This window comes from Halostella salina, assembly GCF_003675855.1.
GTDB lineage: Archaea > Halobacteriota > Halobacteria > Halobacteriales > Natronoarchaeaceae > Halostella > Halostella salina.
In genome coordinates this window covers 69,714-94,072 of record NZ_RCIH01000001.1, presented here as the reverse complement: position 1 = coordinate 94,072, position 24,359 = coordinate 69,714, and the positions used below count along the sequence as shown (strand labels likewise).

At 71.3% G+C, this 24,359-nt stretch carries 26 protein-coding genes; 11 read left to right on the top strand and 15 right to left on the bottom strand.

Annotated elements, in window-relative coordinates; translation table 11 throughout:
- Window positions 1-31: 31 nt before the first annotated feature.
- From D8896_RS00535 to D8896_RS00515, 5 genes are read left to right on the top strand one after another with little or no spacing between them, the layout of a single operon-like run.
- A complete protein-coding gene (locus tag D8896_RS00535) occupies window positions 32-1,189 on the top strand; it encodes an XdhC family protein (protein WP_121820125.1) in 1,158 nt (385 codons plus the stop codon).
- Window positions 1,186-2,145 carry an AAA family ATPase gene (locus D8896_RS00530; RefSeq protein WP_121820124.1) on the top strand — a complete coding sequence of 320 codons (960 nt, stop codon included), beginning with the start codon at window positions 1,186-1,188 and terminating at the stop codon, window positions 2,143-2,145. Before D8896_RS00535 ends, D8896_RS00530 begins: the two co-directional genes overlap by 4 nt.
- 2 nt (window positions 2,146-2,147) lie before the next feature.
- Complete coding sequence (locus D8896_RS00525) at window positions 2,148-3,530, top strand: VWA domain-containing protein (RefSeq protein WP_121820123.1); 1,383 nt, start codon at window positions 2,148-2,150, stop codon at window positions 3,528-3,530.
- Window positions 3,527-4,348: a Rossmann-like domain-containing protein gene (locus D8896_RS00520; protein ID WP_121820122.1), complete on the top strand. Its 822-nt coding sequence runs from the start codon at window positions 3,527-3,529 to the stop codon at window positions 4,346-4,348. Before D8896_RS00525 ends, D8896_RS00520 begins: the two co-directional genes overlap by 4 nt.
- 1 nt (window position 4,349) lies before the next feature.
- Complete coding sequence (locus tag D8896_RS00515) at window positions 4,350-5,477, top strand: XdhC family protein (RefSeq protein WP_121820121.1); 1,128 nt, start codon at window positions 4,350-4,352, stop codon at window positions 5,475-5,477.
- A gap of 73 nt (window positions 5,478-5,550) precedes the next feature.
- On the opposite strand, the gene rio1 is transcribed toward D8896_RS00515, so the two are convergent.
- The gene (gene rio1, locus D8896_RS00510) at window positions 5,551-6,411 is read right to left on the bottom strand and encodes a serine/threonine-protein kinase Rio1 (protein ID WP_121820120.1); all 861 of its coding nucleotides are present in this window, start codon (window positions 6,409-6,411) and stop codon (window positions 5,551-5,553) included.
- 57 nt (window positions 6,412-6,468) lie between these two features.
- On the bottom strand, window positions 6,469-6,753 hold the full coding sequence (eif1A, locus tag D8896_RS00505; protein ID WP_121820119.1) for a translation initiation factor eIF-1A: 285 nt from the start codon (window positions 6,751-6,753) through the stop codon (window positions 6,469-6,471).
- Between the two features lie 90 nt (window positions 6,754-6,843).
- Between eif1A and D8896_RS00500 the strand changes: the two genes are divergently transcribed.
- Window positions 6,844-7,032 carry a DUF7470 family protein gene (locus D8896_RS00500; protein ID WP_121820118.1) on the top strand — a complete coding sequence of 63 codons (189 nt, stop codon included), beginning with the start codon at window positions 6,844-6,846 and terminating at the stop codon, window positions 7,030-7,032.
- 12 nt (window positions 7,033-7,044) lie between these two features.
- On the opposite strand, the gene D8896_RS19065 is transcribed toward D8896_RS00500, so the two are convergent.
- The 3 genes from D8896_RS19065 to D8896_RS00490 all read right to left on the bottom strand — a co-directional run bounded on the left by D8896_RS19065 (window position 7,045) and on the right by D8896_RS00490 (window position 8,643).
- Window positions 7,045-7,212: a hypothetical protein gene (locus tag D8896_RS19065; protein WP_162991361.1), complete on the bottom strand. Its 168-nt coding sequence runs from the start codon at window positions 7,210-7,212 to the stop codon at window positions 7,045-7,047.
- A 42-nt stretch (window positions 7,213-7,254) separates the two neighbouring features.
- Complete coding sequence (locus D8896_RS00495; RefSeq protein WP_121820117.1) at window positions 7,255-8,235, bottom strand: tyrosine--tRNA ligase; 981 nt, start codon at window positions 8,233-8,235, stop codon at window positions 7,255-7,257.
- An 84-nt stretch (window positions 8,236-8,319) separates the two neighbouring features.
- Window positions 8,320-8,643, bottom strand: coding sequence for a 4Fe-4S dicluster domain-containing protein (locus D8896_RS00490; RefSeq protein WP_121820116.1), 324 nt, complete (start codon window positions 8,641-8,643; stop codon window positions 8,320-8,322).
- Between the two features lie 105 nt (window positions 8,644-8,748).
- Between D8896_RS00490 and D8896_RS00485 the strand changes: the two genes are divergently transcribed.
- Both D8896_RS00485 and D8896_RS00480 read left to right on the top strand, forming a co-directional pair.
- Window positions 8,749-9,216, top strand: a complete 468-nt coding sequence (locus D8896_RS00485) for a cupin domain-containing protein (protein ID WP_121820115.1) — start codon at window positions 8,749-8,751, stop codon at window positions 9,214-9,216.
- Window positions 9,216-9,569, top strand: coding sequence for a thiol-disulfide oxidoreductase DCC family protein (locus tag D8896_RS00480; protein ID WP_121820114.1), 354 nt, complete (start codon window positions 9,216-9,218; stop codon window positions 9,567-9,569). Before D8896_RS00485 ends, D8896_RS00480 begins: the two co-directional genes overlap by 1 nt.
- Here the strand turns inward: D8896_RS00480 and D8896_RS00475 are convergent.
- From D8896_RS00475 to D8896_RS00445, 7 genes are all read right to left on the bottom strand, one after another.
- The gene (locus D8896_RS00475) at window positions 9,566-10,501 is read right to left on the bottom strand and encodes an aminoglycoside phosphotransferase family protein (protein ID WP_162991376.1); all 936 of its coding nucleotides are present in this window, start codon (window positions 10,499-10,501) and stop codon (window positions 9,566-9,568) included. The genes D8896_RS00480 and D8896_RS00475 overlap by 4 nt on opposite strands.
- Window positions 10,502-10,623: 122 nt before the next feature.
- A complete protein-coding gene (locus D8896_RS00470; RefSeq protein WP_121820112.1) occupies window positions 10,624-11,799 on the bottom strand; it encodes an MFS transporter in 1,176 nt (391 codons plus the stop codon).
- A 213-nt stretch (window positions 11,800-12,012) separates the two neighbouring features.
- Complete coding sequence (locus tag D8896_RS00465) at window positions 12,013-13,176, bottom strand: acyl-CoA dehydrogenase family protein (RefSeq protein WP_121820111.1); 1,164 nt, start codon at window positions 13,174-13,176, stop codon at window positions 12,013-12,015.
- Between the two features lie 49 nt (window positions 13,177-13,225).
- Window positions 13,226-14,092, bottom strand: coding sequence for a hypothetical protein (locus D8896_RS00460; RefSeq protein ID WP_121820110.1), 867 nt, complete (start codon window positions 14,090-14,092; stop codon window positions 13,226-13,228).
- 38 nt (window positions 14,093-14,130) lie between these two features.
- On the bottom strand, window positions 14,131-14,832 hold the full coding sequence (locus tag D8896_RS00455) for a type 1 glutamine amidotransferase (RefSeq protein WP_121820109.1): 702 nt from the start codon (window positions 14,830-14,832) through the stop codon (window positions 14,131-14,133).
- A gap of 84 nt (window positions 14,833-14,916) precedes the next feature.
- Window positions 14,917-15,705 (bottom strand): alpha/beta fold hydrolase, encoded by a 789-nt coding sequence (locus tag D8896_RS00450; RefSeq protein ID WP_121820108.1) that lies wholly within the window; start codon window positions 15,703-15,705, stop codon window positions 14,917-14,919.
- Between the two features lie 85 nt (window positions 15,706-15,790).
- Window positions 15,791-16,057 (bottom strand): hypothetical protein, encoded by a 267-nt coding sequence (locus D8896_RS00445; protein ID WP_121820107.1) that lies wholly within the window; start codon window positions 16,055-16,057, stop codon window positions 15,791-15,793.
- A gap of 97 nt (window positions 16,058-16,154) precedes the next feature.
- Between D8896_RS00445 and D8896_RS00440 the strand changes: the two genes are divergently transcribed.
- Window positions 16,155-17,357, top strand: coding sequence for an HD domain-containing protein (locus tag D8896_RS00440; RefSeq protein WP_121820106.1), 1,203 nt, complete (start codon window positions 16,155-16,157; stop codon window positions 17,355-17,357).
- Window positions 17,358-17,375: 18 nt separating this feature from the next.
- On the opposite strand, the gene D8896_RS00435 is transcribed toward D8896_RS00440, so the two are convergent.
- The gene (locus D8896_RS00435; protein ID WP_121820105.1) at window positions 17,376-17,690 is read right to left on the bottom strand and encodes a hypothetical protein; all 315 of its coding nucleotides are present in this window, start codon (window positions 17,688-17,690) and stop codon (window positions 17,376-17,378) included.
- Window positions 17,691-17,695: 5 nt separating this feature from the next.
- Entirely contained in the window at window positions 17,696-20,470 is a 2,775-nt protein-coding gene (gene alaS / locus D8896_RS00430; RefSeq protein WP_121820104.1) for an alanine--tRNA ligase, read from the bottom strand.
- Between the two features lie 127 nt (window positions 20,471-20,597).
- Here alaS and D8896_RS00425 point away from each other — a divergent pair, with 127 nt between their 5' ends.
- The gene (locus tag D8896_RS00425; RefSeq protein ID WP_240451978.1) at window positions 20,598-21,104 is read left to right on the top strand and encodes a TspO/MBR family protein; all 507 of its coding nucleotides are present in this window, start codon (window positions 20,598-20,600) and stop codon (window positions 21,102-21,104) included.
- A gap of 60 nt (window positions 21,105-21,164) precedes the next feature.
- Entirely contained in the window at window positions 21,165-23,261 is a 2,097-nt protein-coding gene (locus D8896_RS00420; protein WP_121820102.1) for an ATP-binding protein, read from the top strand.
- Window positions 23,262-23,277: 16 nt separating this feature from the next.
- On the opposite strand, the gene D8896_RS00415 is transcribed toward D8896_RS00420, so the two are convergent.
- On the bottom strand, window positions 23,278-24,261 hold the full coding sequence (locus D8896_RS00415) for a replication factor C small subunit (protein WP_121820101.1): 984 nt from the start codon (window positions 24,259-24,261) through the stop codon (window positions 23,278-23,280).
- Window positions 24,262-24,359 lie beyond the last annotated feature (98 nt).

Here is a 24,359-nt window from a genome sequence, read left to right as displayed (position 1 = left end):
CCGCCCGCCCCGGCGACGCTCACACCACACGATGCCACACGACGAGACAGCACACGACGCGCCCCGCGGGAGCGGGCTGGACGACGGGGACGTATCGGCACTGGAGGACGAACTGCAGACACGCGGGGAGCCGTACGCCCGCGCGACCGTCGTCCGGCGCGAGCCGCCGGTGTCGGCCAACGTCGGCGACCGAGCGGTCGTGACGCAGGACGGCGAACTGCACGGCTGGGTCGGCGGGGTGTCCTGCGCCCAGTCGGTCGTGGCCGAGGAGGCCCGCGAGGCGATCGCGGCGGGCGAGCCGCGCCTGATCGGGATCGCGCCGGACCCGGCGACCGTCGACCGGCCGGGCCTCGACGCGTTCCCCATGCGGTGTCACAGCGACGGCGTGCTGGAGATATTCCTCGAACCGGTCGCCCGGACCGAACTGGTCGTCGTCGGCGACTCGCCGGTCGCGCGGTCGCTCGCCCGCATGGCCGACGAACTGGCGGTCGACGTGACGCTCGTGGTTGCGGACGGGGACGCCGAGCCGGACGTACCCGCGGGCACGAACGTCCTCGCCACGGTCGAGCCGTCCGAGATCGCCGATGCAGTCGGCCGGTCGCCGGTCGTCGTCGTCGCCTCGATGGGCGGGTACGACGCCCGGGGGGTCGCCGCCGGAGTCCTCGCGGACGCGCCGTACGTCGGGCTGGTCGCCAGCGACGAACGGGCCACCGAGGAGGTCGAGCGCGCCGCCGGGCTGCTCGACCGCGACCCCGAGGGGATTCGATCGGCCGTCACGAACCCGGCCGGCGTCGACATCGACGCGCACACGCCGGCCGAACTCGCCGCCAGCCTGCTCGCGGAGGTCGTCGACGTGCGCTCGCGTGGGAGCGTGGACGACGACGCCGCGGCGAGCGAGGACGCGGACGCCGCCGCCGACCACGGCGGCCATGATCACGACGACCACAGTGGCCACGACCACAGCGACGGCGGCGGCCACGACCACGGCGACGACGGCCACGAGGGCGACGAGACCGACGCGGACGGCTCCGACGCGGCCGTCGATCCCGTCTGCGGGATGACGGTCGACCCCGACGACGCCGCGGCGAGCGTCGAGTACGGGGGGGAGACGTACCACTTCTGCTGTCACGGCTGTGCCGACTCGTTCGAGTCCGAGCCGGCGGAGTACGTCGCGGAGGTGGAGCCGTGAGCGAGCAGGGGGCGGCCGGGGCGTTCGACGCGGTGACGGAGGCCGACCTCCGGGAGCGGTTCGACCGGACCGACTACGTCGCCGACGACCGCACCGTGACGACCGTCGCGCTCGCCCTGCAACTGGGTCAGCCGTTGCTCGTCGAGGGACCGCCCGGCAGCGGGAAGACCGAACTGGGCAAGACGCTCGCGGCGGCGTTCGACACGGAGCTGATCCGGCTGCAGTGTTACGAGGGGCTGACAGCCGAGAACGCGCTGTACGAGTGGAACTACACGAAGCAGCTGCTGGCCGTGCAGGGCGACGAGGGCGCGGTGGCGGGTGGCGGCGGTCGGGGCGGGAGTCCCGGGGAGGCGTCGGTGTTCGACGAGGAGTACCTGCTCGAACGGCCGCTGCTGCGCGCGCTCCGAACCGACGGCGACCGGCCGCCGGTCCTGCTCATCGACGAGATCGACCGCGCCGACGAGGCGTTCGAGGCGTTCCTGCTGGAGGTGCTGTCGGACTTCCAGGTGTCGATCCCGGAGTACGGCACCGTGAGCGCCGACCAGCCGCCGGTCGTCGTGCTCACGTCGAACCGGACGCGGGGGCTGAGCGACGCGCTGAAGCGGCGCTGTCTCTACCTCCACGTCGAGCCGCCGAGCTTCGAAACCGAGTACGAGATCGTCCGCCGGAAGGTGCCCGAACTGGACGCCGCCGTCGCGGCCGAGGTGTGCGCCGTCGTCGCGGAACTGCGCGAGGAGTCCTTTCTCAAGCAGCCGGGCGTCGCGGAGACGCTGGACTGGGCGCAGGCCGTCGCGCGGCTCCGCCGCGAGGAGCGCGACGAGCCGCTGTCGCCGGGCGAGATCGAACGCACCCTCGGCTGCCTGCTGAAGGAGGCCGAGGACGTGACCGGCGTCGACGACGAGCTACTGAACCGACTGCACGAGGCCGCGGTCGCGGCGACCGACCGGGTCGAGTGACCATGGGGGGGAACGGGGGTCCGGACGGCGACGGCCGCGGCGCTGGCATCGACGAGTACGGCACGACAGGGAGCGCCCCGGACTTCCGTGCCGCCCGGAAGCACGTCCTCGTGGAGCTGTTTCGGCTGGTCCGGGACCTGCGGGCGGACGGGGCGAGCGTCCACGCCGCGGCGGCGCAGGACGCCGCCCGGGCGCTCGCGGCGGTCGGGCTGGACGACCGGGACCGCGTCGAGGCGGCGCTCCGCGCGAGCCTCGTCGCCGAGGCGGGCGACGCCGCGGCGTTCGACGAGGCGTTCCCCGAGTTCTGGCAGCGGCTCCGGGGCGGGATCGACCGGATTGCCACCGCGTCTGACGGCCCGGAAGCGTCGGGCGACGACGGCGACGGGCCGGACGCCACCGGGGCGACCGACGACGGCGACGGCGAGGCCGACACCCTCGACGACGCCGACCCGCCGGATCTTGACGGCGAGGGGGACGGCACCGTCGAGGTCCGGATCCCGACCGAGCGCCGCCGGGCGTCCGGCGACCGGGCGACCGACCCCGACGGCGCGGACGCGCGCCGGTACAGCGCCGTCGGCGGGAGCGAGCCGGTGGACGCGGCGACGCCGTCGGTCGCGGACGGCGACCGCGCGGCCGTCGACCGCTTCGTCGACGCGCTGGCGACGCTGCCCGGCCGCCGTCGCCGCCGGTCCCCCGCGGGGTCGGCCGTCGACGCCCGGGGCGCGCTCCGGGCGAGCCTCGCAACTGGCGGCGTGCCGATGGACCTCCCGCGGACCGACGCGCGGGCGAGCGAACTGCGCTGCTGCCTGCTCGTCGACGTGAGCGGCTCCGTCCTCGATACGGTAGACAGGAGCGCGCTCCTGACGCTCGCCGAGCGCCTCACGACGCGGGCGCTGGACGCACGGGTGTTCCTCTTCGACACGGATCTGGTCGAGGCGACCGACGCCTTCGCGCGGGCCGACGGCGACCCGGCAGCGGCGCTCCGCGAGGCGGGCGTCGAGTGGGGCGGCGGCACCCGGATCGGCCACGCGTTCGGGACGCTCCGCCGGACGGCACCCTACGCCGTCGACCGCCGGACCGCGGTCGTCGTCGTCAGCGACGGGCTGGACGTGGGCGACTCGGCGGATCTCTCCGCCGGGATCACCTGGCTCGCCGACCGGGCGAGCGCGGTCGTCTGGCTCAACCCGCTTGCCGTCTCGCCGGCGTTCGAGCCGGCCTCGCGCGGGATGGCGACGGTGCTCCCCTACGTCGACGCGCTGTTTGGCTTCGCCGAGGCGGCCGACCTCGGCGAGGCAGCACGCCAGATCGAGACGCGCGGGCTCGCCGGGCCGGTCGGCTACGAACACGACGGCCGGCGCGCGGCCGACGGGGGTGGCTCGCCGTGACCGACCGGCTGCTACGGGCGGTCGACGACGCGCTCCGGGCGCGCGACGCGTTCGCCGGACACCGCCTCGACCGCGTGACCGTCGGCGGGGCGGCGGTGCTGGTCGAACTCGTCGGCCCGGACGGGGACCGGCTGGCCGGCCTCGCACACCGCCCGCGCGGAGCGGACTCCACCGCACTCGGGGAGACAGTCGACGCGTTGCTGGCCCCAATTCGAGGGCCGGAAGCGGGCGACGGTGCCGCCGCGACGCACGGCCGCCTCGAACGCGCGGCCGCCGTCGCGACGCTGAACGCGGCCTCGGCCCCGCACGTCCGGTGGCGGACCGGCGACCCGATGGCGCTGCTGGCCGACGACGTCGAGACGGTCGTCACCGTCGGGCTGTTCCGCCCCGCGTTCCGGAAGTTCGACGGCGTGACGGTGCGGGTCGTAGAACGGGAGCCGGTCGGCGAGGTGACCGCGCCCGACGGCGTCACCGTCCGGACGTTCGAGCCGGGGGAAGCCCGGGCGGCGATGGCCGACGCCGACGTGGTGTTCGTCACCGGATCGACGTTCGTGTACGGCGGCATCGAGCGATACCTCGACGCGGCACCCGACGACGCGACGGTCGTCCTCGTCGGCGCGACGGCGTCGCTCCTGCCGGAGCCGCTGTTCGACGCCGGGGTCGACGTCGTCGCCGGGGCGCGGGTCGACGACCCCGACCGGGTCCGCACGGCGGTCGCCGACGGGGACTGCGGGACCGACCTCCACGACCGCGGCGTCCGAAAGGTGTACGTGGCTCGGGAGCGTCCATCGACCATCCGACTACGGGAGACAACCTGACATGTCCGAGAGCAACTGGAGCGTGCCGGAGACGGAAGTGGTACAGCGGATCGCCGACCGCCTCGACGCCGAGGGCACCGACGTGCTCGCGACCATCGTCGACGTCGAGGGCAACGCCTACCGCCGGCCGGGGGCGAAGATGCTCCTCGACGCCGGCGGGACCGGCGTCGGGTCGATCACGGCCGGCTGTCTCGAACACGAACTCCGCTCGGCCGCCGACCGCATCCGCGAGTCGGGCCGGCCGGAGCTCGTCACCTACGACCTGATGGACGACGACGAGGAGGACGTCTGGGGCCTCGGCGTCGGCTGCAACGGCGTCATCGACGTGTTGCTCGAACCGCTGGACGCGACGTACCGGCCGGCAGTCGACGCGTTCGCGGACGGGCGGGACGTGGCGGTCGTGACCGTCCTCGATGCGGACCGGGACGGCTTCCAGCGGGGCGACCGGGCGTACTACTACCCCGACACGGACCGGCTCGAACGCCCGGACGGCTCGCCGGCCGAGGGGTGGCCGTCCGTCGCGGACCCGGCCGCCGACCTCGCCGAGCGGGGTCGGTCCGGCACCGTGACCGTCGCGGACGTAGAGCTGTTCGTCGACGGGCTCGCCGCGCCGTCGGAGCTGGTGGTGTTCGGCACCGGGCACGACGTCGGGCCGGTCACCGAACTGGCGGCGAAAAACGACTTCCGCGTCACCGTCGTCGGCTTCCGCGGCGGCGTCGACATCGCCGAGCGGTTCCCCGCGGCCGACCGGACGGTGACCACCTCGCCCGGCCAGGTCGGCGAGGAACTGGCGCTCGACGACCGCACCCACGCGGTCGTGATGACCCACAACTTCGTCGACGACCGGCTCACCGTCGAGACGCTGCTGGCGTCGGACGCGCCGTACGTCGGGCTCATGGGACCGAACGAGCGGTTCGAGGAGATGCTCGACGAGTTCGGCGAGTTCGACGAGAGCGACCTGGCGTCGCTGTACACGCCGATCGGGCTGGATCTGGGCGGCGGGTCGCCGTACCAGATCGCCCACAGCATCGTCGCGGAGGTCCTCGCCGTCGCGAACGACCGGTCGCCGCGACACCTGCGCGAGCGCGAGGGCCACATCCACGAGCGGGTCGACGTCGGCGAGGAGTGAGTGCGGTTCGCGGCCGACCGCGGGCAGGTCCCGTGGCAGGTCGGCCCCGATCAGGCCCCGCAACGGACCGCGCTCAGTTCTCGCGGGGGTCGGCGTTTTCGCGGACGTACGAGAGCAGGTCGTCGCCGGTCACGTCGAGGCCCTGCCGGGCAAAGAAGGCGGCCACGTTCTCGCAGTCGCGTTCGAGAAAGTCCTCCGCGTTGGGGTGGTGGATCGTCACCGCCTGCCCCACGTCGATGACGACGAGGTGGCCGTCGTACACGACGACGTTGTACTCCGAGAGGTCGCCGTGGACGAGGCCGGCGTCGTACAGCCGGCGGACGTACTCCCGGAGCACCTCGTAGGCCGTCTCCGGGTTCTCGACGTGGACTTCCCCGAGCCGCTTCGCCCGCTCGCCGTCGTGGCCGAGGAACTCCATGACCAGTGCGTTGCGCTCGACGGCGATCGGCTCGGGGACGCGGACGCCCGCGGCCTGCGCCCGCTTGAGGTTGGCGAACTCCTTTTTCGTCCACGCGAGGACGACCCGCTTCTTGTCGCCGCCCAGCTCCTCGATCCGGGGGTCGCCGGTGAGGTAGTCCCGCATGTCCCGGAAGTTGCTCGCGCTGATCCGGTACACCTTGATCGCCACCTCGCCGTCGCCGCCCAGCGCCGCGTACACGTTGGCCTCCTTGCCCGTGGAGACGGGCCCGCCGAGCGCGTCGACGTAGCCGTCCTGCACCAGCTTGTACAGCGCGGCGAAGGTGGCGTCGTCGAACACCGACGCCTCCACCTTGAACCGCTCGCTGTTCTTGATCTTCTTCCGGAACTCGTCGAACTCGCGGTCCCGCCGGCGGGCGATGCGGTCGGCCTCCGTGTCCGACACGTCGAGTTCCGCCCACTCGTCGCCCGGGGCGTCGGCGTTCTCCCGGTCGACCAGCTCGAACTCCCCGGTCATGGGCGGGACGGATCGGCGGCTAATCGGGGTAGAGGTTGCGATGTCGCCATAGAAGAGCTACTGAATGTGACCTTCCTCGCGGAGCTGGTCGGCGTCCTGCTTCTCGTAGCGCCAGGTGATGTCGGCCTTCTCGTCCTGCCAGTCCCACGGCTCGACGAGGACCACGTCGTCCTCGCGGATCCAGATGCGTTTCTGCATCTTGCCCGGGATCCGGGCGGTTCGCTCTGTGCCGTCCGCGCAGCGCACCTTGACGCGGTTCGCGCCCAGCATCTCGGTCACTGTTGCGAACACCTCGTCGTCGTCCGGCATACGGAGGTCTTTGCGCCCCTGATTGTCGCTCATACGGGTACCAAGGCACGGCAGACTTTTAAAATCGCGGGAGTCGTCGGCGGAATCGCCGCGCTTTAAGTTCCGGCGACCGTCGGCGCACCCATGCTCAGGAAACTCGGCGCGGCCGGACTGGTCGGCCTCGTCGTCGTGCTTGTCGGACTGGCGCTGGTCGCGTGGGAGAGTCGGATCATCGCGGCCGGCCTCGCGCTGATGCTGCTCGGCTTCGGACTGACCGTGAAGGCCCTCGTCAGCAACCTGCTCGGCTCGCTCGGGATGGGCGGGATGATGTAAGTCCGGAGACGATCAGTCACGTCCGGATTCTTTCTCGCTGAGGCGCTCCAGCGTCTCCGTTTCCGGTGTTAGCGACAGCTCGTCGATCGCCTCTCGCAGCGCGGTTGCTTCCTCGTCATCGAGGACCCCCGCGAGATCGAGAAGGGATCGTTCACCAGCAGCGTGGTTTCGCTCCGGCATATGTACCGGTCATATGTAACGTCGGAAAACCGTTTCGTCGCCTCAGAGCTTCTGCCGCCCGGGTTCGATGAGCCGGTCGAGGTACTCCGCCAGCGCCGACTTCGCGTCGGCGGGGTGGAGTTCGCCGCCCTCCAGGTCGTCGGCCAACGCCTCGTAGTCGTCGTACTCCAGGTCGCCGCCGTACTGGTCGGGGCGCTCGACGACGACCGTCTCGAACCGCGGGAACACGTGGTACCGGAAGATCTCCAGCACCGGATTCTCGCGCTCGTTGCCGTCGTCGTCCGGGTCGGGGTCCCGCGTCGGCGGGCAGTACGCCGAGTTGACCTTCTCCTCGATGTCCTCGGTCGTGTCCTCCATCGAGATGGTGACGCCCGTGCTGGAGGACATCTTGCCGACGCCCGTGGTGAGGTCCGCGAGGATCGGCGTGTGGAGGCTGGTCGGCGAGTCGTAGCCCAGCGCGGGCAGGTTCTCCCGGGCGAGCATGTGGACCTTGCGCTGGTCCAGCCCGCCGACCGCCAGATCCACGTCGAGGTACTCGATGTCGAGCGCCTGCATCAGCGGGTAGACGACGTGGCTCACCTTCGCCGTCTCGCCGCTCTGGATCTCGGCCATCGCGCGCTGGGCGCGGTTGAGCGACGTCTCGACCTGCAGGCTGTGCAGGTCCAGTTCGTACTCCTCGTCCATCTGGTAGGCGGAGCCGTAGACGAACTCCGTCTGTGCCTCGTCCAGCCCGTACGCGATGAACTGCGCCTGCATCCGCTCGGCCGTCTCGCGGATCTCCTCGAACGTGCCCTTGTCGTTCAGGTAGGCGTGCACGTCCGCCAGCAGCACGGTCACCTCGAAGCCGGCCTCCTGCAGGTCGATCAGCTTGTTCGCGGTCAGCATGTGACCGATGTGGAGCACGCCGGAGGGCTCGTAGCCGACGTACGCCCGCTTCCCGTCGGGGTCCTCGGCCAGCGCCTCCGCCTCGTCCTCCGTGACCACCTCGGCCGCGTTCCGGGTGATCAGGTCGTACGTGTCCATACCTACGGCGTGGCGGAGCGCCCGTTTAGAGGCTACGGTGTCGGTCCGTCGCGGCGCCGCGGTCAGAGGCGTCGCGGAGCCGGATCAGGCCGACCGGCTCCCGTCCACGTCGATGGCGTCGACGGGGCAGACGTCGACGCAGAGCATGCAGTCGATGCACTGGGCCTCGTTGGCGGGGTCGGCCTTGATCTCGCTTTCGGGGTGGCCGGGCGTGTCGACCCACTCGAACACGTCGACGGGGCAGTCTTCCAGACACGCCCCGTCGGCCAGACAGATGTCGAAGTCGACGGCGACGTGGGTCCCGTGGATGCCCAGCGTCTCCGGCTCCTCCACCGGCCCCCACACGTCATGCCCCTCGTGCTCCTCGACGACCTCGCGGTGCTCGTCGAACTGCGGGTCGATAGCCATGCGTGTACGGCGGGGCGTCGCGGCCTTAAGTCCGCCGACGGCAGCCCGACGGCCGAGGGGGCGCGGTCGCGTGGCTTTTTCCCGCTCGGCGGCCATGCTCCGGGTATGAAACGGCAGTCGCTCGACGACATGGAGAGCCGGATGGGCCCGGCGGACGTGGTGCGCCCGCTGACCGACGCGCTCGGCGCGGCGGAGCTGGCGCTGAACTACTACGAACTCGCCCCCGGCGAGAGCTTCGCGTACGGGTTCCACGCCCACGAGAAGCAGGAGGAGGTGTTCTACGTGCAGTCGGGGACAGCGACGTTCACCACCGCCGACGGCGACGTCGAGGTCGGGCCGAACGAACTGGTCCGGTTCGGACCGGGCGAGTTCCAGCGCGGGGTCAACCGCGGCGACGAGCGCGTCGTCGCGCTGGCGATGGGCGCGCCGCAGGACGCCGGAGAGACGGAGATCCGACGCCAGTGCCCGGACTGCGGCGAGCCGACGCGCCAGCGGATCGAGATGACCGACGAGCGCGACGCCATCGTCACGCTGTGCGAGGAGTGCGACGCCGAGACGGGACGGTTCGACTGATGGCCGACGCTCCGCCGCGGCTCGTGTACGACGACGACTGCGGCTTCTGCACCTGGTCGGCGAAGTTCGCCGCCGCCCGCGGCGAGTTCGATCTCGTCGGCTTCTCGGAGCTGTCGCCCGACCAGCTGGCCCGCCTGCCCGACGACTACGAGACGTGCGCGCACCTGCTGACCGCCGACGCGGTGTACTCCTGCGGGAAAGCGACGGAGGTGGCCGCCGAGCGCCTCGGGCCGCCGTACAGCCTCGCCGTCGCGGCGTTCCGCGCCGTCCCCGGGAGCGAGCGCGTCCGCGAGCCGCTGTACCGGCTGGTGGCGGACCACCGCGGGCTGCTGGGGAAGCTGATGCGCCGCTAGTAGGTCCGCTCCAGCTCGTCGAGGCCGTCGAAGACGACCTCGCGGAGTCGCTCGGCCCGTTCCCGGGTCGACCCGGCGTCGTGGCGGTCCTGCAGGTACAGCGACTTCAGGTACGAGACCGTGAGGACGATTCGATACACCGGCTCCCGGCGCTCGAACCCCGCGGACAGGGACCGGACGGACTCGTAGCCCGCCCGGAACCGGTCGACGACGGCGGCGTCCGCCTCGATCCCGAGCGGTAACAGCGTCCGCCAGCAGTCGTACTCCGCGGGACCGCAGAGCGCGTGCTCGAAGTCGATCACGCAAGCGAGTTCCCCGCCGTTCACGCTCGCGTGAGCGGGCACGAAGTCGCCGTGACAGAGCACAGGCTCGCCGGCACCGGCGAGCGCGTCCGGGTTCGCACGCAGGAAGTCGACGACTGCGTCGGCGACGTCGGCGTGCCCGACGGTCGACAGGTAGTCGCGCCGGTCGGCGAGGCGCGCGGTCAGGGCGGCGTGCCAGTCCTCGTGGCCGTCGACGGTCAGCGTCCCGTCGTCAGCCCCGAACGGTCCCGGCGCGTCGAACGCCCCCGCGGTCGCGTCGTGGAGCGCCGCCACGCCCGCACCCATCGTGTGCGCCGTCGCCTCGTCGACCGTCGCGGTCCGCGGAGCGTCGGGGTGCCACGCCGCGACGAAGTGGTCGGTCCCGACGGCGATCACCGTGGGGACCGGCACCGAGGTCTCCCGGCCGACGTGCGAGATCACGTGCGCCTCGGTCGTGGGGTCGCCGCGCGGGTCGGTCGCCACCTTGCAGACGGCGCGCCGGCCGTCGACCGTCACCTCGTACGTCTCGTGGGGCGGTACGTCGTGGAGGAGGCGGCGGACCTCGTACTGCTCGAAGTGCTGTGCGAGCGCGTCGTGGACGGCTCGGCCGTCCTGAGTCGGTTCCGACATGGTGTTCCGTCGCGTCTCGTGCGACGGCCGGCCGGAGCGCAACACGGTGCCGCGGCTCCGGCCGGGAGAAGACGCGGAAAACTGCGGCGGCGGCGCAGTTAGTCGTTTCGGCTTCCGACGAGTCAGTACCCAAGTTCGAGCACCCAGTTGACGGCGAGCGCGGCGAACACGAGCACCAGCAGCCCCGTGAGCACGCCGAAGGAGACGGCCCAGCCGAACAGGTCGGCCAGCAGGCCGGTGACGACCGAGCCGAACGAGCCGACGACGCCATACACCGTTCGGACGAGGCCGAAGCCCGCGCCCTGCTCCTCGTCGCCGAGTTCGTCCATGAACCGCGGGATGAGCGCGCCGCCCCAGCCGAGACCGGTGCCGACGAGCAGGACCGCCGCCGCGAGTGCGAGGGTGCCCGGTGCCGCGATCAGGAGCGCGAACCCGGCGGCCGCGAGCACCATGCAGCCGGCGGTTGCGGGCTCCCGGCCGTAGCGGTCCGAGACCGCGCCGACGCCGACCTGGGTGACCGCCTGCACGACGAAGTACGCCGAGAACACCGCACCCGCGACCGTCTGGGACTGGCCGCGGAAGGCGGTGAGGAAGGTGGGCAGGAACGACGACGTTGCCTGCCAGACGAACGCCCCCGCGGCGGCGAGACAGACGGTGAAGGCGATCCGCGGCCGGGAGAGCAGTTCGACGATCGGGTCGCGGTCGAACCGCTCCGCCATCGGGTCGTCGGGGCGGCGCGGCTCCGTCGGCCGGACGCGCCAGGCGAAGAGGAGGAAGATGGGGACGGCGACGACCGCGCCGAGCGCCACGGCCGGCCGCCAGCCGTACTGCGCGCCGACCCACGCGGCGGCGACGGGCGCGACCAGCCCCGCCGCCGGCCCGCCGGAGTTGTGGAAGCCGATCGCCGCGCCGAGGCTGCCGGTGTACGTCCGGGCCAGAAGCGTCGACGCGACGCTGTAGTGGAGGCCCGCGACCCCGCCGAGCAGCACCGTCGCGAGCACGAAGACGGAAAACGCCGGTGCGGCCGCGAGCAACAGGCTCGTGACGGCCGTCCCGCCAACCGCGACGAGGATGACCCGCCGCTCGCCGAAGCGGTCGGCGAGGATCCCGCTCGGGAACTGCGCCGCGAAGTACGCCATCCACAGCCCCGTCAGCGCCAGCCCGACGACGCCGTTCGACACCGAGAACGCGTCGGTGATCGCCGGCACGACCGGGCTGATCGCCAGCCGACCGGCCATCGTCGCGAAGAACGCCAGCGTGCTCAGGACGAGCACCGTCTCCCTGTATCGCCACTCCATCGAGATAGTCAGCTCTCGGGGCGAACTCGGGCCGTGCGGTCAAAGAGGCCGTCGATCCGGGACCGGTGCGGGTGGGAATGGCTCGCTTCCGGCGGGCCGCCCCGCCACTCACGGCTCCGCCGTTCGTTCGAGGCGACGCCGTCGCCTCGCTACTCGTAGGCGGCGATGCCGGTTACTCACCGGAATTCCACCGTCACTCGTAGCGCTTGCGCGCTACTCGTAGGCTGGAATCCCGGTGAGGTCCTCCCCGAGGATCAGCGTGTGGATGTCGTGGGTCCCCTCGTAGGTGTACACCGTCTCCATGTTCGCCATGTGGCGCATCGGCGAGTAGTCCGTCGTGATCCCGTTGCCGCCGAGCATCTCGCGGGCGACTTTGGACTGCTCACGGGCCATCCGGACGTTGTTGCGCTTGGCCATCGAGACGTGCTGCGGACGGAGGTCGCCGCGTTCCTTCAGGTCCGCGAGGCGGTGGGCGAGCAGTTGCGCGGTCGTTATCTGCGTCGCCATCTCGGCGAGCTTGCGCTGCTGGAGCTGGAACCGGCCGATGGGGCCGCCGAACTGGTCGCGGTCCTGCGCGTACCCCCGCGCGGTCTCGAAGCAGTCCCGCGCCGCGCCGACCGCGCCCCACGCGATGCCGTAGCGGGCCTGCGTGAGACAGGAGAGCGGGCCCTTCATGCCCGAGACGCCCGGGAGGACGTTCTCCTCGGGCACGGTCACGTCGTTCAGCCCGATCTCGCCGGTGACCGACGCGCGCATCGACAGCTTGTCGTCGATCTTGTTCGTCGTCACGCCGTCGCGGTCCGTCTCGACGAGGAACCCGCGGACGGGGTCGTCCTCGGCCGAGCGGTCCCGCGCCCAGACGACCGCCACGTCCGCGATGGGCGAGTTCGTGATCCACGTCTTCGAGCCGTTGAGGACGTACTCGCCGGCGTCGCGCTCGGCCCGGGTCTCCATCCCGGCGGGGTTCGAGCCGTGGTCCGGCTCCGTGAGCCCGAAACAGCCCACGGCGTCGCCAGTACCGAGGTCCGGGAGCCAGCGCTCCTTCTGGGCCTCGCTGCCGAAGGCGTGGATGGGGTACATCACCAGCGCGCCCTGCACGCTGGCCATCGACCGGATCCCGGAGTCGCCGGCCTCGAGTTCCTGCATCAGCAGGCCGTAGGCCCGCTCGCTCACGTTCGGCGAGCCGTACCCCTCCAGGTTCGGCGCGTAGAAGCCGAGTTCGCCCATCTCCTCGATGAGGTCGGTCGGGAACGTCCCCGCCTCGAAATGTTCCCCGATGTCGGGCATGACGCGGTCCTCGACGAACTCCCGAGCCGTGTCCCGGATCAGGCGCTCTTCCTCGTCCAGATCCGCCTCCAGTCCCACGTAGTCGAGCATGCGATACTCTCTCGTCCGGCGGATGAAAAGCGCTCCGCAATTCTTGCCCCTACGCGGCCGCTGCGGCGTCGCCGTCCCAGCGTTCCTCCAGCAGGCGGGCGTCGCAGTCGCCGCAGGTCACCGCCACCACGTCGTAGGACCGACAGCAGGATTCGACGGTGTCCTCGCCGAGTTCGACCCGGCCGCCACAGAGCGGGCACGTGTCGGCAAAGAGGCGAAGCGCCGACAGCAACTGGCCGCGGTCCTCCGAGTCGAGCGACGCCCAGCCGTCGTACTGCCGCTCGAACGCCGTCGCGCCGGCCACGTCGGCGACCAGCGCCGCCTTCGACGGCCACTGCGCGACGCGCCGGCCGTCACGCTCCAGGCGGTACGCGCCCTCGAACTCGGCTAGCTGGCAGTCCGCGACGGACAGCCCCAGCGCCGCGACGGCGTCGTCCGCGGTCACATCCGCGTCCATCGCGCCGACCCACGTCTCGCGGAACCCGTCGGCGAGACAGAGGTCGTCGACCGACTCGCAGGGTTCGACCGCCCCCGCGTCGAGCAGGACCTGCTCGGGGTCGACCGGGTCGAACTCCGCGTCGGCGTCGCGCGCCGAATCGGCCGCCGTCGACTGGTCGACCGCGGCGGGAGCCTTGTCGAACCACGCGAGCACGCGGTCCGGGAGATACCGCTTCGTGAGCGTCGGCGTCCCGGGGACGAGGTAGCCCCGCAGGTAGATCGCGGCCAGACAGAGCGCGAACGCGGTGGCCCCCGCCCCCGCGCCGACTGACGGGCCGGCCACCGTCGCGGCGAGCCAGCCCACCGCGGCGCTGCCGAGTACAGCGAGGATCACGTTCACGACGGTACACGGCGTACAGCGGTTCTCGCCGGTGTACTCCGGCTGTCGGAGCGAGTCGACGACGGACGAGGCACTCATCGTTTTTTGCTTGTCCCGATTGAATAAAAAGGTTGCAGTCAGTCCGCGGCGGCCCGCGGCGCGTCGGACACCTCCTCGACGAAGTCGAGGAAGTTGTCGAACAGCGCCTTCGCCTCGCAGGCGGCCGCGTAGTTCTCGGCGTTGATGCCGTCCAGCACCGACTGGATCCGCGGCTCCGGCAGGTCCTTCCCCTCGGTCACGTATTCGGCCGTCTCGATGTCGTACTCGGGGTGGAACTGCACGCCGAAGGTACGGCCCTTGCGGAACCCGTGGTTCGAATAATCGTTCGCGGCGATCGGCTCGGCTCCCGGCGGCAGTTCGACGACGGCGTCGGAGTGGGTCGTGAACACGGTGAACGCCTCGTCGATGCCGTCGAACAGCCGCGAGTCGCCGGAGTGGCGCACCTCGCGGTAGCCGATCTCGTACTCGCCCATCGGCTCGACGCGCCCGCCGAGCACGTCCGCCAGGAGCTGGTGCCCCCAGCAGACGCCGAGGAACGGGAGGCCGCGGTCGATCGCGGTCCGAACCCACGCCTTCGTGGGTTCGATCCACTCCTCGTCCCAGTAGACCGACGCACGCGACCCGGTGACCAGACAGCCGTCGAACTCGAACGTCTCGGGGAACTCCTCGCCGACGACGTCGAACTCGGTCACGTCGGCGTCGAGCTCCCGCCGGAAGTTGCGACGGTTGTGCTCGGGGTCGTGTGCGGCGTTCAGCACGGCGATACGCGGTCGACTCATCAGTTACGTCCAGTGGAGAGAGGGACAAGTGCGTTACGCCCGCGCCGGAAACCTGCCGGCGTTCGGGACGGCGGTCGAAGCGGGCTACTCCAGGTCCAGATCGGCGTGGCTCTCCAGAAAGCCCGTCAGCCGGTCCGCCACCGGCCGGGACTGCTCGGCGAAGAAGAGATGGCGGCCGTGGACCGCCTCGAACTCGCCCTTCGGCAGGTCGGCGGCGAGGCGCTCGGCCGACGAGACGGGGACCACGGGGTCGTCCGTCCCGGCGAGCACCAGCGCCGGCAGCGTGACCTCGTACAGCGGCTCGGGGTCGTACGCCTCGGCGGCGGCGACCTGTGCCCGGGCGGCTTCCGGGCCGGCGTCGTCCGCGGCACGCCACCCGACGATGTCGTCGATGAGATCCGGCTGGGCGTCCCGGAACTCGGGCGAGAACGCCGCGTCGAGCGTCCCGCGGAGCGCGTCCGGGTCGTCGGGGTCGGCGAGCAGGCGGTCCGCCGGGTCCCGGAGGTCGTCGCCGCTCGCGGGCGTGGCGAGCAGCGTCAGCGTCTCGGCACGGGAGTGCCGGTGCGCGTACCCCAGCGCGACCAGCCCGCCGACCCCCGCGCCGACGAGGTGGGCGTTACGCGCCCCCGCATCGGCGAGCACCGCGTCGAGGTCATCCGCGAGCGTCGGCACGTCGTACGGACCGTCTGGCGCGTCCGAGCGCCCCGTCCCGCGGTGGTCGTACACGAGCGTCTCGAACGGCCCGGCGACGGCCGGCGCGGTCCACCCCCACTGCCACGCGCCGTAGCCGGCGTCGCCGACGAACGCGACGGTCTCGCCCTCGCCGTCCGTCTCGTAGTACAGCGTCGCGCCGTCGGTTGTCGCAGTCGGCATCGCTCGAACCTGCGCCCTCCCCGCCCTTAATCGGCTCGCCTGACCGCGGCCGAGTGCCCGGCCCGGCGGATCCGCGACGACGGCCTCAGACGACGGCCAGCCCGACCGTGAGCAGCGTCAAGATCCCACAGAGCGCGACGAGCGCGTAGATCAGCGGCCCGTACTCGTTCGGCCCGACCTCGTCCGGCGGCTGGTTCCACCGGCTGGCGGCGACCAGCGCGAAGATGAACCCGGCGGCGAGTTGCCACGCCGACCCGAGTTCGAGCCGCAGTCCGTGGGCGACAGCGTACTGGACGACGTTCAGGAGGCCGGCGTAGAGAAACAGGAGGTCGGCCAGTCGTTTCGGATTCACGGACGTATCGACCCGTCGTAGTGGGATAAATCGGTCGTCCCCTTTCCGAGCGTCCGGACCCGCCCGGTTTTTGCCCCCGCGGCGACACCGGTGGGGCATGAACGCGATCAAGGACTCCGTCCACGGCCACGTCGACGTGGAAGGCGTCGCGCGGGACCTGCTGGACACCGAGGCGGTCCAGCGCCTGCGGAACATCAAGCAGCTGTCGACGGTGCGGCTCGTCTACCCGTCGGCGAACCACACGCGCTTCGAGCACAGCCTCGGCGTCTACCACCTCGCGGGGCGGGCGCTGGAGCGCCTCGGCGTCGACGGCGCACGGGCGGAGGCAGTGCGGGCCGCGGCGCTGCTGCACGACGTGGGCCACGGGCCCTACGGCCACCAGACGGAGGCCGTCATCGAGCGCCGCCTCGGCCGGCACCACGACGACGTACACGACCTGCTCGGGGACGGCGAACTCGCCGCTGTCCTCGAATCGCACGGGCTCGACACGGACGCCGTCGCGGATCTCGTCGCCGGCGAGGGCGAACTCGGCCAGCTGGTTTCGGGCGAACTCGACGTGGACCGGATGGACTACCTCGTCCGGGACGCCCACCACACCGGCGTCCCGTACGGCACGATCGACCACGGCCGCCTGCTCCGGTCGCTGGCGCTGGTCGACTGTGACCTCGCGCTCGCGGAGGGGAACGTCCCCACCGCCGAGAGCGTGCTGGTCGCCCGGGCGCTGATGAACGCGACGGTGTACCGCCACCACGTCTCGCGGATCGCCGGCGCGATGCTCGAACGCGTCTGCGAGCGCCTGCTGGACGGGACGGACCTCGCTCCCGAGCGCTTCGCCCGGATGACCGACGACGAACTGCTCGCGGCGCTCCGGCGACACGACGGCACCGCCGACACGGCGGCCCGTCTCGCAACGCGCGACCTGTACAAGCGCGCCGCGTGGGCGGAGATCGACGCGGTGCCGGACGCCGTCGTCGGTGCGGGCCACGAGCGCGTCCGGGAACTGGAACGGGAGATCGCGGCGGCGGCCGACGCCCCCGAGCGGGAGGTACTGCTCGACAGCCCGGGCGAGCCGAGCATGCCCGAGTCCTCCACCCGGGTCGTCGTCAACGGCGACGTGCGCCGCCTCCACGAGCAGTCAGCGCTGGTGCAGGGCCTGCGGAGCGCCCAGCGCACCCAGTGGCGACTCGGCGTGTACGCGCCGGAAGAACGGGCGACAGCGGTCGGCGAGGCCGCGGTCCGGGTGCTGGGGCTGGACGAGGGCGGCGCGGCGATCGACCTGTCGAACGGCGCGCCGCGGTGAGAAGCCCGGTCCGCGGCGCTACTCGTAGCCGCCCCGTGCGGCGACACGGGCGTTCACGTCCTGCAACAGCACGGTGAAGGCCTCGGCCCGCACCCGCTCGTCGTCGTCGGAGTCGCGCATCGCGGCGACCTCCGCGACGAGGTCGTCCATCGGGTCGGCGTCGGCGTGGGCGAGCACGTCCTCGCAGACCGCCCGCTCCATCTCCGGGACGAACGCGCCGACGGCCGCCCAGAGCGCGTCCTCCCGGTCGTCGTGGCCGTCGGCGTCGGCCAGCGTCCCCTCGACGTCGTCCGCGAGCGCGTCGACCAGCGCCGCGTACTCGTCACCGTCCATCAGTATCAGACGTTTCGCACCTGCCGGAGCACGTCCGGGGCGTCGGCGAGCGCGTCGTCCAGCGCGTCCGTGTCGGGACCGCCGCCCTGCGCGAAGTCCGGCGGGCCGCCGCCGCCGCCGCCGACCTTGCCGGCGAGTTCGCCGACGACGTCGCCGGCGTTGACGCCGACGCCGTCGGGCACCGCGACGACGAACGTCGCGCCGTCCGTCGCGCTGCCGAGCACGGCGATCTTCCCCTCGTCGACGAGCGCGTTCGCCGTCGCACGCAGTTCGTCCATGTCGGCGTCGAGGCGCTGGACGACGGCGGTGGCGTCGCCGACCGCGACCTCCTCCCCGCCGCCGGAGCCGCCGGCCCGGGCCGCGGCGAGTTCCTCCTTCAGTTCCTCGATGCGCTTGCCCCGCTCCTTCCACTCGGAGAAGAACCGCTCGGCGGTGTCGGGCACCGCCTGTGGCGACACGTCGAGCACGTCGGCCGCCTCGTAGAGGGCGTCCTCCGTCTCCTGCGTGCCCTCGACCGCGGCCTCGCCGGCCGCGAAGGTGATCCGCTCGACCCCGTCCTGGACGCGCTCGGTGCCGAGCACCTTGATCGCGCCGATGTCGCCGGTCCGGTCGACGTGCGTGCCGCCGCAGGCCTGCACGTCGTCGGCGACGTGGATCAGGCGGATGTTCGTCCCCGGCGGGATGCCGCCCTGGTAGAGGTCGAAGCCGTGTTCGGCCTCGGCCTCGTTGCGGTGGGGCCACTCCTGGGTGACCGACGTGTTCTCCATCACGATCCCGTTTGCGACGCGCTCTATCTCCTTTATCTCCTCGCGGGAGATGCGGTCGTAGTGGCTGAGGTCGATCCGGGAGGAGTCGACGCCCTTCTGCGCCCCGGCCTGCCGGACGTGGTCGCCGAGCACCTGCCGGGCGGCGTGGATGACGACGTGGGTCGCGGTGTGGTGCCGCATCAGCTGGCGGCGGCGGCCAGCGTCGATCTGGCCGCGGACGAAGTCGCCCTTGCCGGGGTCGCCGTCGGTCCGGTGGAGGACGACGCCGTCCTCGATCTGGACGTCGGTCACCTCCACGGTCGCCTCGTCGGAGGCGAGCGTCCCGGTGTCGGCGGGCTGGCCGCCGCCCTCCGGGTAGAACATCGTCTGGTCCAGCACCACGTCGTAGCCGTCCTCGCGCTCGAACACGTCGAGGACGACCGCCTCGAACTCGGTGCCGTCCTGGTCGTCGTAGTACAGCTTGTCCGTCTCGGGGAGGTCCGCGAACCGCTCGTCGTCCTCCGTCTCCTCGACGCCGCCGTCGTCGGAGTCGTGGCGCTCGGCGACCAGCCCGTAGAAGTCGTCGGGCGTCGCCACGCTCGCGCCCTTCTCCGCGGCGATCTCCTCGACCATGTCGGGCTGGATGCCGTGGGAGTCGTACAGCTCGATCAGCTCCTCGGTCGGGATCGGCTCGTCGCGCTCGCTGTACTCCTCGGCGAGGGTCTCGACGCGGCGGGAGCCACGCTCCAGCGTCTCGCGGTACTTCTCGACCTCGGTGCGGACGATGTCGCGGACGGTGTCGCGGTTCTCGTACCCGAGCCGCTCGGCCTGCCGGTCGACGAGTTCGTCCAGCGGCGCGTCGACGCCGACCGTGTCACAGAGGCGCTTGGTGCGGCGCAGCACCATCCGGGCGAGGTAGCCGGTCCCGACGTTCGAGGGGACGATCTCGTCGCCGAGCATGTAGGCCAGCGTCCGGCAGTGGTCCGCGATGGCGTAGATGTCCTCCAGCGGCTCCATCAGCGCCTCCAGTTCGGCCGTCTCGACGCCGAGCTTGTCGGCGATGTTGTCGCGGGCCGCCTCCATGTCCTCGGCCTCGTCGATGTCCATGTGGCCGGCGAGCTTCGCGGCCCGGTGGACCAGGTCGGCCTCGTCCTCGGTGAGGTCGATCCCCGCGTTGTCCTTGAGGAACTCGATCATGTCCGGGTAGACGGCCTCGTAGACGGTCGGCGTCCCCTGGCTCACCCACGTCCACCGCTCCAGCCCGTAGCCGGTGTCGACGATGTAGGTGTCCATCTTCGAGTACGTGTTCCCGTCTTTCATCTCGTACTCGCCGTCGGGGTCCTGCTCCATCGACATGAAGACGAGCGTGGCCAGCTCCGCGCCGCGGTAGATGACCTCGATGGCCGGCCCGGCGTTGCCGCCGCCGACCCACGGGTCCTCGATGTACGTGATCTCCTCGGGGTCGGCCCCCATCGACGTGAAGAAGTCGTCGCAGTACTCCACGCACTCGTCCTTCCAGTACACCTCGCCGTGGTAGGCGTACTCGTCCTCGTCGACGTCCTCGCGCGTGTTGAACGCGTGGTGGGCCATCATCTCGAACGCCATCGTGTGGCGGCCCGTCTTCCCCACGTTGTCGATGTCCTGCATCCGGATGCAGGGCTGGGAGACCGTCAGCGGGTTCGCGGGCGGCGGCGTCTGCCCGCTGGTGACCAGCGGCTGGAAGTCGTAGATGGAGGCCTGTGTGAGCAACACGTCGTCCCGCCAGCGGTTCGCGGCCACGGGGTAGGGGTCGATCCGCTCGTGCCCGTGCTCCTCGAAGAAGGAGAGGAACGCCTCCCGCATCTCCTCCAGGGTGTACTCCTCGTCGAACCCCGCGTTGTCGATGAACCCGTAGTCCTCGCAGGGCGGCTCCCCGCAGGTCCGGCGGTCCTCGTCGCGCGTCCAGAAGTGGTCGCCACACTCCGGACACTCCCGTCGCACGAAGTCGTTCGTCTCGAAATACTCGAGACGGTACTCCGCTTCGAGTTCGCTCATGATAGGGAAAGGTGGCCACGCGGTCCGTATAACAGTTCCGCAACCGCCGACAGAGCGGCCGCGCGGCCGGTACGGCCCGGGTTCCGGCGGCGAAACCACTTTCCCGGCCGCCGTCGTGGTCGGAGGCGTGAACACGCGCGCCGACAGCAGGGAGTCGCTGGCCAGGGACGACCTGCCGGGCCTCCTCGTGAGCGTCCTGCTGGTCAACGCCGTCGGGGCCGCCCCCGCGCTGCTCGGCGGTCCCGGGAGCGACTGGTTCCGGGCGCTGGAGAAGCCGTGGTTCTACCCGCCGGGGGCGGCGTTCGGGGTCGTCTGGACCGTCCTCTTCACCCTGCTCGGGATCGCATTGTATCTCGTCTGGCGGACGGGCACCGACGACCCCGCGGTGCGGGTCGCGCTGGGGCTGTTCGCGCTCCAGTTCGCGTTCAACGTCGTCTGGACGCCCGCGTTCTTCCTCCTGCAGAACCTCGGGCTCGCCCTCGGGGTGATCGTCGTCCTCTTCGCTCTCGCGGCGGCGACGGCCCGGGCGTTTTCCCGGGTCGACCGCCGAGCGGGAGCCCTGTTCGTTCCCTATCTGGCCTGGGTCGCCTTCGCCGCGGCGCTCAACTACGCGATCCTGGCGCTCAACGCCTGATCAACCAGAACTGTTATACGGGCGAGCCGCGAGTAATATTAACAAGGAAACCGATACGCAATGTCCGGGCTGCCGACCGTGTTGTTCGCGCTTTCGAACCCCGACCGCCGTGACGCGGTAGCGGCGGCGATCTCCGACCGGGACGACCTGGTCGGGACGGTCGTTCGCCCGGAGGACCTGGCCGACGCGGACGAGGCGGACTGTCTCGTCGTCGACGAGCCGTGTACCGACGCCGCCACCCGGTACGAGTGGACGGTGCCGGCCGTCCTCTGGACCGAGCGGCCACCGTCCGACGTGCCGACGACCGCGTTCGCCGGCTACGTGCGGGCCGACCCCGACGGGGTCACCCTCAACGCCGTCGTCGACGAGGTGACGTGGGTGCTCCGCTCCGAGTCCGCGGGGCCGAAGATCGAGCAACTCCACACCAGCGCGGTCGATATCGTCGCCTGCCGGACCGAGGCGGAGCTGTTCGACCGCACCGTCGAGGCCGCCGAGCGCGTGCTGGAGTTCGACATCTGCGGCATCGACGTGGTGGAGGACGGCTGGTTCGTCCCGCAGTCGGTGTCGGAGGGGATGACCGAGTCCGGCTACGAGCGCATTCCGGCCGACGAGGGGATCGCCGGGCGAACCTACCAGCGCGGCGAGACGATACTGCTCGACGACCTGCGGGAGGACCCCGACGCGTCGGCCGCCGCGGAGACGTACCGGTCGGTGCTCTCGGTGCCGGTCGGCGACGACGCGCTGTTCCAGGCGGCCGCCCGGGAGGTCGGCGCGTTCGACGAGCGCGACCGCGAACTCGCAGAACTCCTGCTCACGCACGTCGAGGAGACGCTCTCGCGCATCCGGGCCGAGGCGGCCCGCCGGGAGCACGAGGCCGAACTGAAGACCGAGCGCGACCGCCTCGCCGCCCTGTTCGAGAACGTCCCCGACGCCGTCGTCAGCTACGAGTTCCACGAGGACACGCCGGTCGTCCGGGACGTGAACCCCCAGTTCGAGGAGACGTTCGGCTACGACGCCGACGAGGTGGTCGGCGAGAACATCGACGAGTACGTCGTCCCCCCGGACCGGGAGTCGGAGGCCGAGAACCTGAACCGGGCGCTCCGCGAGGGGGAGCGCCTGCGGACCACGACGCGCCGGCAGACGGCGGAGGGCGTCAGGGACTTCCTGCTCCACGTCGTGCCGCTGACCGTCGGCGAGCGGAGCACGCAGGGGTACTCGATCTACACCGACATCACGGACCAGAAGCGCCGCGAGCGGGAACTGGAGCGACAGAACGAACGGCTGGACGAGTTCACGAGCATCGTCAGCCACGACCTCCGGAACCCGCTCAACGTCGCCAGCGGCTACCTGGAGATGGCCCGCGACTCCGGCGACCCCGAGTACTTCGACCGGATCGAGGGGGCACACGACCGGATGAGCCGGATGATCGACGAACTGCTCTCGCTGGCCCAGCAGGGCGAGATCGTCGGCGACACCCGACCGGTCGAACTGCGGATCGTCGCCCACGAAGCCTGGCAGAACGTCGACACGAGGGGCTGTAGCCTGACCGTCGACACCGACCGCGTCGTCGACGGCGACCCCGACCGCCTGCGGGACCTCCTGGGCAACCTCTTCCGGAACGCCGTTGAGCACAGCTCAACGAGTCCTGCCTCGCAAACTCGGCAGGACAGCGTGGAACACGGTTCGACGAGCCCCGACTCGCAGGGTCGCCGGAACGTCGCGGAACACGCCGTGGACGGGGAGACCGCCGAGGAGGAAGTGTCTGCGGAGGCGACCACGGGCATGGACGCCGAGCACGCCGGCGTCGGTGGGGCCGACACCCCGACGACCGACGGGCCGTCCGCCGACGACCCCGGCGTCTTCGACCCCGATACGACCGCCGACCCGGCGACGGCCGGCGCGTTCACCCGCGGCGGGGACGAGGGTCGGACGACGGTCCGCATCGGGGAAACCGACGACGGGTTCTTCGTGGCCGACGACGGCCCGGGCATCCCCGAGGACGAACGCGACACCGTCTTCGAGTCGGGCTACACGACGCGGAAGAACGGGACGGGGTACGGGCTCGCCATCGTCCAGCAGGTCGCCGAGGCGCACGGCTGGACGGTCGAGCTGACGGACTCGGCGGCTGGCGGCGCGCGGTTCGAGTTCGAGGTGTAGGCCGGGGGCCGGGTGGTTACTTTTCCAGCGCCAGCGACGCCAACAGCGCCTCCAGCTGGACGCGCTCGTTCGCGCCCTCGGTGATGCGGTAGTCGGCCTCGCCGACGCGGTCCATCACGCGGACGGCGGCCTCGTCGTCGAGGTCGAACTCCCAGACGGACCGGTGGAGCTGGTCGATCACGTCGCCGCCGGCGATCCCCTTCTCGGTCAGCAGTTCGTCGAGTGTCGCGCGTGCGGCGACGAAGTCGCCGTCCAGCGCCGTCGTAACCATCTCGCGGACCTCCTCCGGGCGGGCGGTGCTGGTGATGGTGAACACGGCGTCCTCGTCGACCGTCTCGCCCATCACGGCGGCGGCCTGAAGCGCGTTGATCGCCTTGCGCATGTCGCCGTCGGCGGCGTACGCGATGGCGTCGACCCCGTCCTGTGTCACCTCGATCCCCTCCTCGTCGGCGATGCGGCGCACCTCCTGCTCGACGGCCTCGTCAGACAGCGGCGAGAACCGGAAGACGGCACACCGGGACTGGATCGGGTCGATGATCTGGCTGGAGTAGTTACACGAGAGGATGAAACGCGTGTTGCCCGAGAACTGCTCCATCGTCCGGCGGAGCGCGGACTGGGCGTCGCTGGTCAGCGAGTCGGCCTCGTCGAGGAAGATGATCCGGTAGTCGTAGTCGCCGAAGCTCGCCCGCGCGAAGTCCTTGATCCGACCCCGGACCACGTCGATGCCGCGCTCGTCGGAGGCGTTGAGTTCGAGGAAGTTCTCCTGCCAGTCGTCGCCGTACACCGCGCGGGCGATGGCGATCGCGGAGGTCGTCTTGCCGATGCCCGCCTCGCCCGAGAACATGAGGTTGGGCAGGTCGTCGCGCTCGATGTAGCTCCGCAGTCGGTCGGTGATCTCCGCCTGGCCGACCACGTCGTCGAGCGTCTCGGGCCGGTACTTCTCGATCCAGATCTCCGATCGCCCCGACGCGTCGTCGGCCTCGGCGTCCGCCGTGCTCATACTCCCGGCAAAGCCCCTGACGGGCATAAAGCCCCCGAGACCGACGCCGTACCTCTCAGGTTGCATGGATTACACTTTTGGTCGCGTCCGTGGTCGGA

Excerpts from the sequence above, each read along its gene's own strand:
- D8896_RS00535 (WP_121820125.1), top strand. The coding sequence starts at position 32 with ATGCCACACGACGAGACAGCACACGACGCGCCCCGCGGGAGCGGGCTG.
- D8896_RS00525 (WP_121820123.1), top strand. The coding sequence starts at position 2,148 with ATGGGGGGGAACGGGGGTCCGGACGGCGACGGCCGCGGCGCTGGCATC.
- D8896_RS00515 (WP_121820121.1), top strand. The coding sequence starts at position 4,350 with ATGTCCGAGAGCAACTGGAGCGTGCCGGAGACGGAAGTGGTACAGCGG.
- rio1 (WP_121820120.1), bottom strand. The coding sequence starts at position 6,411 with ATGACCGGGGAGTTCGAGCTGGTCGACCGGGAGAACGCCGACGCCCCG.
- eif1A (WP_121820119.1), bottom strand. The coding sequence starts at position 6,753 with ATGAGCGACAATCAGGGGCGCAAAGACCTCCGTATGCCGGACGACGAC.
- D8896_RS00500 (WP_121820118.1), top strand. The coding sequence starts at position 6,844 with ATGCTCAGGAAACTCGGCGCGGCCGGACTGGTCGGCCTCGTCGTCGTG.
- D8896_RS19065 (WP_162991361.1), bottom strand. The coding sequence starts at position 7,212 with ATGCCGGAGCGAAACCACGCTGCTGGTGAACGATCCCTTCTCGATCTC.
- D8896_RS00495 (WP_121820117.1), bottom strand. The coding sequence starts at position 8,235 with ATGGACACGTACGACCTGATCACCCGGAACGCGGCCGAGGTGGTCACG.
- D8896_RS00490 (WP_121820116.1), bottom strand. The coding sequence starts at position 8,643 with ATGGCTATCGACCCGCAGTTCGACGAGCACCGCGAGGTCGTCGAGGAG.
- D8896_RS00485 (WP_121820115.1), top strand. The coding sequence starts at position 8,749 with ATGAAACGGCAGTCGCTCGACGACATGGAGAGCCGGATGGGCCCGGCG.
- D8896_RS00480 (WP_121820114.1), top strand. The coding sequence starts at position 9,216 with ATGGCCGACGCTCCGCCGCGGCTCGTGTACGACGACGACTGCGGCTTC.
- D8896_RS00475 (WP_162991376.1), bottom strand. The coding sequence starts at position 10,501 with ATGTCGGAACCGACTCAGGACGGCCGAGCCGTCCACGACGCGCTCGCA.
- D8896_RS00470 (WP_121820112.1), bottom strand. The coding sequence starts at position 11,799 with ATGGAGTGGCGATACAGGGAGACGGTGCTCGTCCTGAGCACGCTGGCG.
- D8896_RS00465 (WP_121820111.1), bottom strand. The coding sequence starts at position 13,176 with ATGCTCGACTACGTGGGACTGGAGGCGGATCTGGACGAGGAAGAGCGC.
- D8896_RS00460 (WP_121820110.1), bottom strand. The coding sequence starts at position 14,092 with ATGAGTGCCTCGTCCGTCGTCGACTCGCTCCGACAGCCGGAGTACACC.
- D8896_RS00455 (WP_121820109.1), bottom strand. The coding sequence starts at position 14,832 with ATGAGTCGACCGCGTATCGCCGTGCTGAACGCCGCACACGACCCCGAG.
- D8896_RS00450 (WP_121820108.1), bottom strand. The coding sequence starts at position 15,705 with ATGCCGACTGCGACAACCGACGGCGCGACGCTGTACTACGAGACGGAC.
- D8896_RS00440 (WP_121820106.1), top strand. The coding sequence starts at position 16,155 with ATGAACGCGATCAAGGACTCCGTCCACGGCCACGTCGACGTGGAAGGC.
- D8896_RS00435 (WP_121820105.1), bottom strand. The coding sequence starts at position 17,690 with ATGGACGGTGACGAGTACGCGGCGCTGGTCGACGCGCTCGCGGACGAC.
- alaS (WP_121820104.1), bottom strand. The coding sequence starts at position 20,470 with ATGAGCGAACTCGAAGCGGAGTACCGTCTCGAGTATTTCGAGACGAAC.
- D8896_RS00420 (WP_121820102.1), top strand. The coding sequence starts at position 21,165 with ATGTCCGGGCTGCCGACCGTGTTGTTCGCGCTTTCGAACCCCGACCGC.
- D8896_RS00415 (WP_121820101.1), bottom strand. The coding sequence starts at position 24,261 with ATGAGCACGGCGGACGCCGAGGCCGACGACGCGTCGGGGCGATCGGAG.